Source organism: Vibrio agarilyticus (assembly GCF_012641465.1).
In the GTDB taxonomy this organism is placed as follows: domain Bacteria; phylum Pseudomonadota; class Gammaproteobacteria; order Enterobacterales; family Vibrionaceae; genus Vibrio; species Vibrio agarilyticus.
In genome coordinates, this window is record NZ_JABAIK010000001.1 from 134,829 (window position 1) to 148,786 (window position 13,958).

Genomic DNA, 13,958 nt, shown 5'->3' on the forward strand with positions numbered 1-13,958 from the left:
TAACGAATATCCCCACTGTGACGATTTTAGCGTTAAATTAATGAGATGAAGTGCAATTTGTGAGAAATCCCTTGGCGAAAACGCGAAATATCATGAGGTGGCCCGCACTGATACCCAAACAACTTGGCGCGAAAAGGGTATAGCACCATTGGTTTTGCCTATGACAGTAAAAGGCAAATGCGTCTTTATTTCCCTCAATAGATAAGGCATAGTGTAGTGATACAGAATCAAGGAGAATCGAAATGTTCGTAGTTATTTTTGGCCGTCCGGGTTGCCCTTACTGTGTTCGCGCAAAAGAGCACGCAGAAACGTTAAAAGCAAAACGCGACGACTTTAACTATCGCTATGTAGACATCCAGGCTGAAGGTATTTCAAAGGCCGATCTCGAGAAAACCGTTGGTAAGCCCGTGGAAACCGTACCGCAAATCTTTATCGACCAGCAACACATCGGTGGCTGTGACGATTTTGAAGCCTATGCTAAAGAGAATCTGGGCCTGTTTGATTAAAAGCCGCCCGCATTTCAGTATCAAACCTACACTAAATTCAAACGCACGGCATTGATACATAAGCGCTGAACTAAGACCGCCTGTGCGGTCTTTTTGTTGCCCGCTCTTTCATATTGACTTTTTACCCAATTCTCAGATATTTCGCTTATCTTTTCGATTTATTTGGTTACAATTCCTCCGTAATTTAAGTTACGCGCTATCTCCCTCTTATTTCGCTGACTTCGAGCCATACTGTGAATATTGATGTCGTTTTACTGCTAAAACAAAACCCGATTCTTCTGATTTTTGTTGTCCTTGCTATTGGCCTTTTAATTGGCAAAATTCGCTTTGGCAGCTTACAGCTGGGCAACTCTATTGGGGTCTTAATCACGTCATTGGTAATGGGGCACTTAGGTTTTACTTTTAGTGCCGATGCGCTGACTATCGGATTTTTGCTCTTTATTTACTGCGTTGGTATTGAAGCTGGCCCTAACTTTTTTGGGATTTTTTTCCGTGACGGCAAACACTATCTCGTCTTGAGCTTGGTTGTACTTATCACGGCGGTCAGCATTTCTTACTTTGCCAGCCAATTTTTGGGGCTTGAGTTTGGTCTTGCCGCCGGCATGATGGCTGGCGCGCTCACCGCAACCCCTGTATTAGTGGGCGCTCAAGATGCGCTCAATTCAGGTCTTGCTTTTGTTCCAGCTCATATGGATTTTGCTCAAGCTTTAGACAACCTTTCCGTTGGTTACGCGATGGCCTACCTTGTCGGTCTGGTGAGTATGATCATGTTTGCCAAGTTCTTACCGAAATTTCAAAAACAGAACCTGTCAGACTCAGCACAGCAAATCGCACAGGAGCGAGGTCTTGGTGGCTCTGCCCAACGTAAAGTGTATCTACCGATCATTCGTGCCTATCGCGTTGGGCCAGAACTGATTAATTGGATCGATGGTAAAAATCTACGTGAACTAGGCCTCTATCGCCAAACGGGATGTTATATCGAGCGAATTCGACGTCACGGCATTTTAGCCCATCCTGATGGGGATGCAATTTTGCAAGAAGGCGACGAAATCGCGTTGGTGGGCTTTCCTGACAGCCATGCGCGTCTTGATCCCAGTTTTCGCAACGGTAAAGAAGTGTTTGATCGCAACCTTCTCGATTTGCGCATTGTTGAAGAAGAAATCGTGGTCAAAAGCGACGCCATTGCTGGCAAGCGGCTTTCGGATCTCAATCTCTCCGAGTACGGTTGTTTTCTCAACCGAGTGGTTCGCGCGCAGATTGAAATGCCAATGGATCTAGATATTGTGTTAGCAAAAGGCGACATTCTTCAAGTCAGTGGCGAAAAGAGTCGAGTTCACGGACTGGCTGAAAAAATCGGTTTTATTTCAATCCACAGTCAAATCGCCGACTTAACCGCTTTTTGCAGTTTTTTCATTCTCGGTCTGATGTTTGGTTTAGTCACCATGACTTTTGGCCATGTGTCATTCAGTTTAGGCAACGCGGTCGGCTTACTGCTGGCCGGTATTACACTTGGATTTTTACGCGCCAACCACCCTACCTTTGGCTATGTCCCTCAGGGAGCACTGAATATGGTCAAAGATCTTGGCTTAATGGTGTTTATGGTGGGCATTGGTCTCAATGCTGGCGGAAAAATGTTTGAAAACCTTGCTCAAGTCGGGCCGCAGATTTTAGGTCTTGCGTTGGTTGTGAGCGTGTTACCCGTTATATTGGCCTATCTAGTCGGTGTCTATATTTTACGGATGAACCGCGCGCTGTTGCTTGGCGCTATCATTGGCGCTCGCACCTGTGCGCCAGCGATGGATATTGTTAACGAATACGCCAAATCGACCATTCCCGCGTTAGGTTATGCAGGCACCTACGCCATCGCTAATATCCTAATGACGTTAGCTGGTACCCTATTGATTATTCTGATTTAACTCTTTTTACGTAAAAAAGCTAGGTGATCACTCACCTAGCTTATCGCTAAAATAGAAATAGTGTACGACCAACTTATAGGTTAATAAATTGCGTCTCAACCAATGGGTTTACATCGGCATCATAATCCACGCCGTCCACTCCAAAGCCAAATAACTTCAGAAATTCATCTTTGTATTCGACATAATCGGTCAATTGTTTCAAGTTTTCCGTGGTGATCAAAGGCCACAAATCTCGGCAGTGTTGCTGAATATCATCTCGCAACTCCCAATCATCAAGGCGAAGGCGATTGGCCTCATCCACTTCTGCGGCAGAGCCATCTTCTTTGTACAGACGGGCACGGAACATACGTTCAATTTGCTCGATACACCCTTCGTGCACCCCTTCTTCACGCATTTTCTTGAAGACCATCGCAATATAAAGTGGCATAACCGGAATTGCTGAACTGGCTTGAGTCACAACGGATTTCAGCACCGCGACATTTGCACTACCATCAAGGCTTGCTAAGACACCGTTAAGCTCTGTCGCCGCACGATCAAGATCCATTTTCGCTCGGCCTAACGCGCCATCCCAATAGATTGGCCACGTTAACTCTGTACCAATATAGCTGTATGCCACTGTTTTGCAGCCTTGTGCCAATACACCTGCGTCATTAAGCGCATTGATCCACAATTGCCAATCTTGGCCACCCATTACAGTCACCGTATCTGCAATCTCTTGATCTGATGCGGGCTCAACGCTGGCTTCAATAATAACGTCTTTATTGGTATCGACGGCTGTCGCGGTATAAGTTTCACCAATAGGCTTTAATGATGAACGCACCAGTTCGCCAGTATCTGGCAATTTACGCACTGGTGATGCTAGCGAATACACAACCATGTCAACTTGACCGAGGTCTTGTTTAATAAGCTCAATCGCTTGCTGCTTAGCTTCGTTAGAAAACGCATCACCATTGATGCTTTTTGCGTATAAGCCAGCTTCATTTGCCAACTTATCAAACGCAGCTGCGTTATAAAAACCTGCTGTACCTGGTTTTTTCTCGGTGCCTTCTTTTTCAAAAAACACACCAATTGTTGCTGCATCACCACCAAACGCCGCGGTGATACGAGAAGCAAGTCCATAGCCACTGGATGAACCCACCACTAAAACGCGTTTAGGAGCGTTGTTGATCGGGCCTTGCTCTTTGACGTAGGCAATTTGCTCTTTGACATTTGCTTCACAACCCACCGGATGCGTTGTGGTACAGATAAATCCTCGAATTCTCGGTTTGATGATCATATTCAATTTCCTTAAAAAATCCCTGCTAGGATAAAAGGTTCGTTCACAAATCGCATCCTCTTTCTTGCTTAATTGGCCATTTTGACCAGTGGTTGGAGCACTGAGCGCTCACGTCACGATAAAAAAAGCCAGCTGTAAGTGCTGGCAGATATGCTCGCTGATTACGCGACCGAAGTAAGAGGCGGTGAGGCCTCGCCATCAGTTCGAACCTCAGTAAAGTCGTGACTAAAATGATCAACCTGTATGGCTCGATAACGCAATGCATCCGCCTGTTGAATTTTCTCAACTTCCGTTTGCGTAAGCACTTGTGCTTCGAGCGCTTGTTGCAGACGAATCTTCAACGGGCCTTTTTTATCCACCACGCCTTCTTGAGCCGCTTTTATCATTTTGCGCTCAAGCGGCTGAATGGCATACATTGCCACGAATGCTTGCTCAATAAGGGCAACATGCTGCAAAGGTGCGTTCACAGACTCCGCTTGCTGCCCAAGATAACCTTCCTTCCCAATATAACTTTCCTTCCCAATATAACTTTCCTTCCCAATGTAACAAAGGTGCGTGAGTCTATCGCGCTGCGCGCTTGGCACCATAAGTGCCTTGGCGATATTAATACTAAGCGTATCGCTTGGCTCATGGTAATGATTCCCTAACGGGAACAGTAGCGCTTGGACACTCCGCCCAACCCATTTTGCTGGAAAGTTACGATAGGCTTGGTTAAGCGATGCCGCCGCATGATGCAAACAGTGCTGAACACTGTAGTGAACAAAGTCCAGATCCCCTTGCTGGCGACCATCATCTTCGTATTTTTTCAACGCCGCCGATGCCATGTATAGGTAACTCAACGCATCCCCAAGACGGGCTGAAATGGTCTCTTTGCGTTTCAGCTCACCGCCAAGAGTGAGCATTGCCACGTCCGCGCTCACCGCCAAAGCTTGGCTCAAACGCGTGATGTCACGGTAATATTGTTGGGTTGGCCCACTCATCGCAACACGGGTGAATCGTGTCCCCGTCAATGCCGCCCCTAGCGCGCCAAGGCCGTTTGAAAGTGCGTGTTTGATATGAGCAAATAGCAGTGTGTCGAACTGCGCTGCAGCCCGTTCTGAATCGGTTTCTTCTGCACATGCCATCTCTTGCAAAACATAAGGATGGCAACGTGTTGCGCCTTGACCGAAAATCATCAGATTGCGCGTCAAAATATTCGCCCCTTCGACCGTAATCGCCACAGGCATTCCCAAATAGTGCGTTGATAGGTAGTTCATCGGCCCATCTTGTATCGCGCGACCGGCGTGAATATCCATCGCATCGTTCAAAATGGTGCGAGCCATCTCAGTCATATGGTATTTCGCAATCGCGGTCACTATGCCAGGCTTTTCCTTAAGATCAAGCGCTGTAGTGGTTAATGTTCTTGTCGCTTCAAGCAAATAGGTTAACCCACCTATACGCCCCATTGCCTCTGAAACACCTTCGAAACGACCAATAGAAAGGCCAAACTGTTTACGCACATAGCCATAAGCGCCGGTTGTTCGAGCCGTCAAATGGCCAATAGCAGTCCCTAGTGCCGGTAATGAGATACCACGCCCGGCAGAGAGGCATTCCACTAACATTCGCCATCCTTTGCCGGCATACTCTGCCCCGCCTATCAGCCAATCGATGGGGATAAACACATCTTTGCCACGTGTTGGTCCATTCATAAAAGCCAGACCGAGTGGATCATGACGTTCGCCAATTTCAACCCCAGTATGAGAGGCTGGAATTAATGCGCAGGTAATGCCCAGCGCCTTTTTATCGCCGAGTAAACCATCAGGGTCGTTGAGTTTAAACGCCAGCCCAAGCACAGTTGCAACTGGCGCTAATGTAATATAACGCTTATTCCAATTGAGTCGAATGCCGAGCACCTTTTCGCCATTGTGCTGTCCGTAACAAACCACCCCTTCATCTGGAATGCCGCCCGCATCAGAACCTGCTTCTGGTCCCGTGAGCGCAAAACAGGGAATGTCCTTGCCGTTTGCAAGTCTTGGTAACCAATACTCTTTCTGCTCTTGCGTGCCATAATGGGTGAGCAACTCTCCTGGGCCTAATGAGTTTGGCACCATAACGGTCACCGCGGCGCTGATACTGCGCGTTGCTATCATGGATACGATGGTCGAATTGGCAAGCGCAGAGAATTCACGCCCCCCGTATTCTTTACCAATAATCAGTGAGAAAAAACGCTCTTTTGCTAAGAAGTCCCATACCTGAGGAGGCAAATCCCGGTCTTTTTTGACAATTTGATAGTCATCAAGCATCCCTAACAATGTAACGACTTGATTATCGATAAAGGCTTGCTCTTCATCACTTAATTTGGGTTTAGGGTAGTGATGCAATGTGGCAAAGTTGGGCTTGCCAGAAAACAGTTCCGCATCCCACCACACCGTGCCTGCCTCCATTGCTTCTTTTTCGGTCGCAGAAAGAGGCGGTAGTACCTTCTTAAACAATTTGAAAGCACGGTCACTTATCCATTGTCGTCTTAGAGAGCTCATAGTCAGTATCCTTTTGTTCACGGTTGTTGTTCATCAGTCTGTGCTGTGATTCTTATTATGTTTTGGCATGAGTAACGCGCTTTAGATCGGTTAAAAATGGCGTTGTAGGTTCGCTTGACGCCTCACTTGCTGACATGCCAGCAGCAAGATAGGGAATTAATTGGTCGATGATCGACTGTGGTGAGTTGGATTGAGCAAATTTGCTCGTTGCAATTTCACCAAGCGCTTGACTGGAAGCCATAGTGAAAACACACGTTCCCAAAGTAAAATGCAAACGCCAAAACAACTCTTGCGGCGTTAATCTTGGGTTGGCAACTTGAACCGATTCAATGAAGAGATTTAGCGCACTGCCATAGCGGGTAGCAATAAACCAACGTAAGTGTCCTTGAACATCGGTATAACCTCGACCAATTAAACGCATAAATACATGCATGCCATTAGGTCGCAGTGTATCTAGCGCTTGCAGCGGTTCACGCAAACTTTCAAAAACTTGACTCATTGAATAGTCCGATTCGGTATTCAAGCGTGCGAGCGACTGCTCTACAGCGGGCATAAAAGCTTCGAGATATCGGTTTAGCACTGCTCGAACCAGTGTTTTTTTGTCACCAAAGTGGTAATTCACGGCCGCTAAATTGACCCCCGCTTTCGTGGTGATGGTTCTTAGTGACGTGCCATTGAAGCCATGCTCTGCAAACAGGCTCTCCGCGGTATCAAGAATGATTTGTTTTGTGTGAGCCCGGCCAGCCATAACAAACACCTATTTCAATCACATGTATCAAACACATGTTTGAATTTACGCCCACAACGTAAAATTAACAAGTGGTTAACATTAATTTTTTGCCGCATGTTCCACAAAAAGAAAAAATCAAAACGTAACCAACTGATTAATATCAGCTAATTTTTTTGCGAAAAAAGTGTAATTTTTTTTGGAACTGTTTGCTAAACCGTGAGTCTGAATAGATGTAACCGATGATGTTCGTGACGTCTGGCCGCCGACCGAGACAGATTGTGTTACATACTGCTGCTATTTTTTTCTTGTTAACTCCTAATTTTGTATCAGCCCAAGTCACCTTTTGATTTGGGCTTTTTTCTGTCTGGTACTAAAAAGCCCCTATCATCGCTGATAAGGGCTTTTGTTAAGAACTCAATGCTGCAACTTAGGCATTTTGCGTGGCAAGTTTAGGCAATGACAATCTCAGTAATACATAACCAAGTACCGCTGCGGTTGTTGACCCCATCAAAATACCCAAGCGTGCGTACTTGTCATAGTCTGGGAACTCGCTGCCAAATGCCAATGACGAAATAAAAATAGACATGGTGAAACCAATACCACACAGCACAGATACCGCAAAGATATGACGCATGCTGACACCTTCTGGTAATTTGGCAACTCCTGCTTTCACTGCAACCCAGCTAAAGCTAAAAATACCCAGTGGTTTCCCAATCAAAAGACCGAGCGCCACACCCAATGGCAACACGTCTGTCAGCTTGCTCAATGACAACCCTTCAAGTGAAATGCCGGCATTAGCAAAAGCAAACAGCGGTAAAATAGCAAAGGCAACGTAAGGATGTAGCGCATGCTCCATTTTCTTCAGTGGAGAATATTCACCCGTTTTACCCTGTAATGGAATCGCAAAGCCAATCACAACACCCGCTAATGTGGCATGCACTCCCGATTTCAGCACGGCAACCCATAAAATCAAGCCCACAATGAGGTAATAACGGATTTTCGTCACTTCTTTAGCATTGAGCATAAAGAGCAGCGCAGTCATCGCAAAGCCAATGCTCAAAGCCATTGTTGACAATTCGCCGCTATAAAACAGGGCAATAATAACAACCACACCTAGGTCATCGATAATCGCCAGCGCCAACAGAAAAACTTTCAAACTCACTGGTACGCGAGAGCCCAGCAGCGCCATAATACCCAGTGCAAATGCAATGTCAGTTGCAGCAGGAATTGCCCAACCTTTTAATAACTCAGGTTCGCCACTATTGAATAAAACATAAACCAACGCTGGCGCAAGCATGCCACCCACTGCGGCGATGGCTGGAAAAATCGCGGTCTCTTTTGATTTGAGCGCACCTTCTAGCAGCTCACGTTTGACTTCTAGACCGATCAATAAGAAAAACACCGCCATCAGGCCATCATTAATCCAGTGTGACACTGACATGCCAAAGATGTAGCTGTGGAGCACTGCGTCATAAGTGTCATAAAAACCGGTATTGGCAATCACCATTGCTACCGCAGCCGCAATGACCAGCAAAATGCCGCCTGACGATTCCATTTTGAAGAAATCACGAATGATGTCGTTCATGAATTGATCCTTTAATAATTATTTTGTGTTTCACTTTTTCTCATCATGAGTAAAAAATGAACTGCAAACGAAGCAAGATTTACTTTCTGATAAGACCATGCGCAACAAATGCGCAACACATCTTCAATGTTGATAGGTACTGCATTCGTCACCTATCTTGCCGATAATCAATATCGACCAGTCTAACGCCATCAATATGCTCGGAATAATCGCTTGTTTAGATGTTATTTATCGAAATATCCGAACAGTTAGCCTTGGGCCACACTCGATATAACGGGCTTAGCATAAATCTAACATCATCAATAAATACAATTTTGGCGCAAAAACGATATGCACATACTCAGGATGTCAACCCTTGAGTTACATTGCATTGACAAAACACCTAACAATAGCTTTATATACCTAAGTTGGCTCAAGATGCAAGATGGGACGTGAGAGAAGATGATTTTTAGAAGAGTATTACACAGAAAATAACGAGGCGATCCCCTAGTCACTTAGCGTCTATACCCAAACAACTTGGCGTTGTGGGTAGGCGACAAGCGAGCAAAGCCTCTGGGCACTTAGTGAACATAGACAAACTATGTGATGAGATTTATGTGTGATGAGATTTGTGAGAGCCAGTCCTTTACGTTGTTAAAGAAAGGCACTGCAACTTCAAGTAGAAAGGGAATAAAAGCGCTGCCGCAAAAAGCTGGACGACTCTAACCGCAGCGCGCTCGAAAGTCTAATAGCCTGTAAGCTGCATAAAACCTTTCGCTTTTTGTGCACCAATGGTGTGAATAGGCCCTTCCCAATAAGGAAGCATAAAGGGTAGCCACATATTCCTCTGGTTAACCTGAGTAATAAGTTGAATGTCATACGCTGGAACAGAGATCCGCCACTGCAGTGGTACGGTGCGACCATTGGCTAATGTGGTTTGCGTCAATGGCTTTAACGTAATTTGATTGCTGTCTAGCGTAACAGTTTTACCATTGGCAAAGGTCAGTGTTCCAAAACGAAAGGGCGCGCCATTATCATCTCGATACTGACTGACACTCAGCGCGTTACCATTTTCAAGATGCAATGCAAACCAATCCCAGCCATTATGTTCATCGACTAACAAGCCACTGCCCCACTCTTTTTGTAACCAAGCTTGGCCGTGCACCGCGATTGGTTGCCCGTTTAAATCTAACGTTCCCATGACGTCAAGAAATGGCGCGCTCACACTATAGGCGGCCAACACCCCATCTTGATGTTTCACTTGATACCCTTGTTCACCATTCAGCACAAAAGGACCATTTGGCTTGGTCTGCAAATTGAGTGCAAATTGCTCGGTAGTCACATCTAGCTTACCAGGAAACGGACTCATACCATCCCCGACCCATTTCCAATTGTCGAGCCAAATCTGAAACGGCTCAGAGATCATTCCACCCTGACCGATACCACCGCGCGCCAGCCGTAAATCTTGATACGCCTGTTCGCTGTCAGTCACCACAACACTCGCAATATAGAGCTGTGGGCTATTCCAACCATAGGTAACACGCTCATCCGTTGCGATACGAAAATAGTTCCATTGCACCGTATATTGCTGGCCATGCTGATCGTGTAACGTCGCTAAATAGTGCCAATTTTCGTGTTGAAATTGCGGGTGGAAGTGAAAGTCACGTGGCAAGCTGATTTCTGTTGTTGGCAGCACAGGTTCAAACACACTTGAGCCATCTCGATGCAAGACTGGGTTGAGATTGGTCGTGGGTACTTTTTTGTCTGAAAACCATTGCCAATACAAGGCGAAACCTAAACCTGCCAGCACCAACGCACAGATAAAAAAGACAAAGTATTGGCGTAATACTCTCACAAGGCATCCCTTAATGACTTCATGGGGGTGTTTTTAACCAGACGTAACACAGGAAGTGCGCCTGCCAGCATAATAGCGAACATGGCCCAAGCAATCGTCCACAAATATTCCCATGGAATCACTTGCAATTGCAGCGACCAGCCAAACGAATGTTTGATAATAAGATCAACAATAAGCACAGCCAAAGAGAGCCCGAGAGGCACCGCAACCAGCGCAGAAATCAACCCGAACAGCAGTAATTGCACCCCGCCAATCGCTATCAGTTCGCGCCCCGATAAACCTAGGCAGCGGAGCAGCGCAATATGGCGTTGACGCGAGATCTCACCCGCCAAGGTGGCAAAGAAAAGGCCAAATACCGCAATAACCAATGTGATATTGCCTAGTGTGTCTGCCACTTTAAACGTGTGATCGAATACCGTCATCGCTTGCTGGTGAATTTTAGTATTATCAAAAGCATAATCAGAATTCATGTGAAACAGCGCTTCGAGTCGCTGCTTAATTGTCTCACTTTTGGCACCTTCATTTAACAGAACACCCAGCCCAATATCGCCATTTTCTTCAAAGCGATATTGCCAATTGCGATGGGATAATAAGATTTGATGGTAAGGGTTACCGTAATCATAATAAATACCAGCAATTTGCCAATCTGGCCCCAGCGGCTCAGGAAAATCAATTTCATCTCCCGGTCGTAGCCCTTTTTTCAACGCCATAGACTCACTGATCATCACGCTTTTACTGTGATGAAGATGAAACCAAAAATCCGGGATCCCCAACTTAACTGGTAAGGAGGTTAATTCGCCTCGGTTGGCACCTGTGCTGACAAACTGAAGTGAACCATATTCACTAGGTAACTCTTTTTGCCAACGCCACCATACCTGATCCACTTCTGGCTGCTCTTCCAACCACTTTGCAATCCGCGCAGCAGAATTATTATTGGGGTAAATATACAGATCGGCAGCCAAACGCTGAGTAAGCCATTTGTCTGTGGTATCACGGAAACTGCCAACCATAGTCTCAATACCCACGTTGGTTGCTAATGCCAGCATAAATGCCATGGTCGCAACCCCTCGATAACTCATGCTGGCTGCAGCATCGCTAAAGAACCAGCGTAAACGAACCCAGCGCACCGAATAAGAGTAACTGTTAAAACAGAGCCAAATAATATAAGGCGTAAAGAGCGCCACGCTGAGCAGCATTAAGCCTATCAAGGTATAACCCAACTCTTGGCTCGGCGGGCCTTGATAAACCGCCACCGCCGCGACCGCCAGACCTGTCGCCACCAAAGCTTGCCATGAAAACTCACGTCCCGCATGGCGAACAAGCGATAATTTTGCCGATAGACGGATAGGTTGAGTACGAATTAAACGCACTGCCGGCCAAAAACAGGAAATTGCAGCACCGGCCAAAGCCATCCAGAAACTGTAAAGACTTGCCTGCCAACTCAAATTAATTCGTAAGCCCACATTCACGTCATACAGTTCACTCAAACTAGCAGAGACCGCTGGCATTAACTGGTTGGCAAGCAACACACCAAAAGCGTTACCAAATAACCACGCGATCAAAACCAAAATCGTGATTTCAATCACTAGTGCTTGGGCCAGTTGCATTCCGCCAACGCCCATCTGCCGCATGATCCCAACCAATGGCTGACGCTGCACAAACGACAACGACATCGCTTGATAAAAAATAAACAATCCCACCACAAAAGAGAGCATTCCCATCGCGGTCAAATTCATATGAAACGCTTTGGTCAAGCCCGACATTTCGTCACGATTGTTTTGAACCACTGTAATACCACTTGGCAACATCGCGCGTAACTCTTTCAGATTCTCACTCGACATTTCCGCACAGCCAATCAGTGATAAGCCAGAGCTACGTTCCATTGAACGTAAACGCGACAGATCCGTCATCATGCGAGTGCCGCGCATCTCATCTTTGCGATCTATCTGGATTGGGCCTAAATTCGAACCGTCATGCAATACGATATTATCGCCATCTTTTAACGACAAATGCGTCGCCAAATCGCGACTGATCATGACGGGATAAGGGGGCTGCATCAAGTTAAGCGGCAATATATCAAGCAGCTGGGCATTTTGACTTAATGGTGCCATAGCGACAGGGTCGATACCCACCAAGGTCAAGTTCACACCACCGTGCGCAGTCAAATAACGAATATCAAATGGCGCACACTGATGAAAGCCGGCTCGGCGCAATTGAATATAGAGGCCTTGGGGAATCTTATTCGCCGCATGTTTGGGCAAAATACGATACGGTAATGGGTTATTAAATAACCGCTCACCATTTTGATAACTGACTTTAGCGTGGTGATTGATGGCCGTGACACCGACCAGAAGAGAAACGCCAAGCGTCAACCCTAACCATACGAGAAGAATTTGCAGAGGATAGCGACGATAATGACCCAGCAGCGCCTTAACTACGGGCCATAACATGCAGCTGTCCTCCTTGCAGACGCACACGGGCGCCCATATATTGGGCAACGCGCTCACTGTGGGTAACCACCAGTAACGTGCAGTTAAGATCTTTGGCAAGTGAGGTCAGTAAACGCATCACCGCTTCTGCATTACGCTCATCAAGGCTTCCTGTCGGTTCATCAGCCAACAGCAATTTGGGTTCCATATACAGCGCGCGTGCGATGGCCGCACGTTGCTGCTGACCACCAGAGACCTCTTCTGGATAACGGCCCAGTAACGGCATTAAATCTAAGGCAGACAAAATTTGACGCCATAATCCCATATCTTCTGGCAAACCGCGCAGTTGGCGGCAAAAGCGAATATTGTCAGCGATGGTCAAGGTTGGTAGTAAATTAAACTGCTGAAAAATATGCCCGATATTATCTCGACGATATGCAGTACGCAGACGCTCTGACGCATCATGCATCGCAAAATGTGGGTATTTTATTTCACCAGAATCCGCCAGATCCAAGCCGGCAATCAAGTTGAGTAATGTACTTTTTCCTGAACCACTCTCTCCCATTAATGCGACCTGATCCCCTTGTTCAAGGATGAGATCGGCCCCTTGCAAAACTGGGTGAAATTCATCGCCGTCGACATAGCCTTTACTTAAATTTGCCAGCTCTAACATTGATTGGTTTGCTCAGAAAATGGTGAAAATTGGGAACCCGAATCTACACCAAAACGCTGTTTATCGAAAGCATTTTGGGATCGTAACCACAATATATCTTTTGATATGCCTTTTATTGCAATGCTATTTGGCGCAAAACCACAGTTATTACGTTGGTATGGTGGCGTTAAACTCGATTAAAAAAACACGCTTACAGCATCCATTGAGAAATACGTTATCATGATGTTATTCCTAGGGACTGTTGACCTTTCGTGCTGATTTTTGCAGCCGTTTGTGGGAAATGTCTACAAGACAGAGGCTTTGATGTGTAGTCAACCTACATGAAAAGCCGATAACGCAGTAGAAATGAAGCACAACGGCTGCCCAAAGGGTTCGGCTAAAATCGTTTTATGCTTTGTTAAGACGTCTTTGCTTAGAATGACTAAGCTGCAAACGCCTTGTCGCGCCTAAAACGATTTTTGCGCGAACAAAATTTAACCTCGAAAGGTCAACA

At 46.2% G+C, this 13,958-nt stretch carries 9 protein-coding genes; 2 read left to right on the forward strand and 7 right to left on the reverse strand.

The window, feature by feature from the left end; all coding sequences use genetic code 11:
• Positions 1-242: 242 nt before the first annotated feature.
• Both HGP28_RS00585 and HGP28_RS00590 read left to right on the forward strand, forming a co-directional pair.
• Positions 243-506: a GrxA family glutaredoxin gene (locus HGP28_RS00585; protein WP_168834487.1), complete on the forward strand. Its 264-nt coding sequence runs from the start codon at positions 243-245 to the stop codon at positions 504-506.
• Between the two features lie 233 nt (positions 507-739).
• Complete coding sequence (locus HGP28_RS00590; RefSeq protein WP_168834488.1) at positions 740-2,422, forward strand: aspartate:alanine antiporter; 1,683 nt, start codon at positions 740-742, stop codon at positions 2,420-2,422.
• Positions 2,423-2,495: 73 nt separating this feature from the next.
• On the opposite strand, the gene fabV is transcribed toward HGP28_RS00590, so the two are convergent.
• The 7 genes from fabV to HGP28_RS00625 form a co-directional block, all read right to left on the reverse strand.
• On the reverse strand, positions 2,496-3,698 hold the full coding sequence (gene fabV / locus HGP28_RS00595; RefSeq protein ID WP_168834489.1) for an enoyl-ACP reductase FabV: 1,203 nt from the start codon (positions 3,696-3,698) through the stop codon (positions 2,496-2,498).
• Between the two features lie 161 nt (positions 3,699-3,859).
• Entirely contained in the window at positions 3,860-6,214 is a 2,355-nt protein-coding gene (locus HGP28_RS00600) for an acyl-CoA dehydrogenase (protein ID WP_168834490.1), read from the reverse strand.
• Between the two features lie 55 nt (positions 6,215-6,269).
• Positions 6,270-6,962 carry a TetR family transcriptional repressor PsrA gene (gene psrA, locus HGP28_RS00605; protein ID WP_168834491.1) on the reverse strand — a complete coding sequence of 231 codons (693 nt, stop codon included), beginning with the start codon at positions 6,960-6,962 and terminating at the stop codon, positions 6,270-6,272.
• 409 nt (positions 6,963-7,371) lie between these two features.
• Entirely contained in the window at positions 7,372-8,529 is a 1,158-nt protein-coding gene (gene nhaA, locus HGP28_RS00610; protein WP_168834492.1) for a Na+/H+ antiporter NhaA, read from the reverse strand.
• A gap of 724 nt (positions 8,530-9,253) precedes the next feature.
• A complete protein-coding gene (locus HGP28_RS00615; protein WP_343033758.1) occupies positions 9,254-10,363 on the reverse strand; it encodes a lipocalin-like domain-containing protein in 1,110 nt (369 codons plus the stop codon).
• Entirely contained in the window at positions 10,360-12,813 is a 2,454-nt protein-coding gene (locus tag HGP28_RS00620) for an ABC transporter permease (RefSeq protein WP_168834493.1), read from the reverse strand. The genes HGP28_RS00615 and HGP28_RS00620 overlap by 4 nt, the downstream gene beginning before the upstream one ends.
• The gene (locus tag HGP28_RS00625) at positions 12,794-13,465 is read right to left on the reverse strand and encodes an ABC transporter ATP-binding protein (RefSeq protein ID WP_168834494.1); all 672 of its coding nucleotides are present in this window, start codon (positions 13,463-13,465) and stop codon (positions 12,794-12,796) included. The genes HGP28_RS00620 and HGP28_RS00625 overlap by 20 nt, the downstream gene beginning before the upstream one ends.
• Positions 13,466-13,958: the final 493 nt, after the last annotated feature.

Bases quoted from the DNA above. Each gene is read 5' to 3' on its own strand.
- HGP28_RS00585 (WP_168834487.1), top strand. From the start codon at position 243: ATGTTCGTAGTTATTTTTGGCCGTCCGGGTTGCCCTTACTGTGTTCGC.
- fabV (WP_168834489.1), bottom strand. From the start codon at position 3,698: ATGATCATCAAACCGAGAATTCGAGGATTTATCTGTACCACAACGCAT.
- HGP28_RS00600 (WP_168834490.1), bottom strand. From the start codon at position 6,214: ATGAGCTCTCTAAGACGACAATGGATAAGTGACCGTGCTTTCAAATTG.
- psrA (WP_168834491.1), bottom strand. From the start codon at position 6,962: ATGGCTGGCCGGGCTCACACAAAACAAATCATTCTTGATACCGCGGAG.
- nhaA (WP_168834492.1), bottom strand. From the start codon at position 8,529: ATGAACGACATCATTCGTGATTTCTTCAAAATGGAATCGTCAGGCGGC.
- HGP28_RS00620 (WP_168834493.1), bottom strand. From the start codon at position 12,813: ATGTTATGGCCCGTAGTTAAGGCGCTGCTGGGTCATTATCGTCGCTAT.
- HGP28_RS00625 (WP_168834494.1), bottom strand. From the start codon at position 13,465: ATGTTAGAGCTGGCAAATTTAAGTAAAGGCTATGTCGACGGCGATGAA.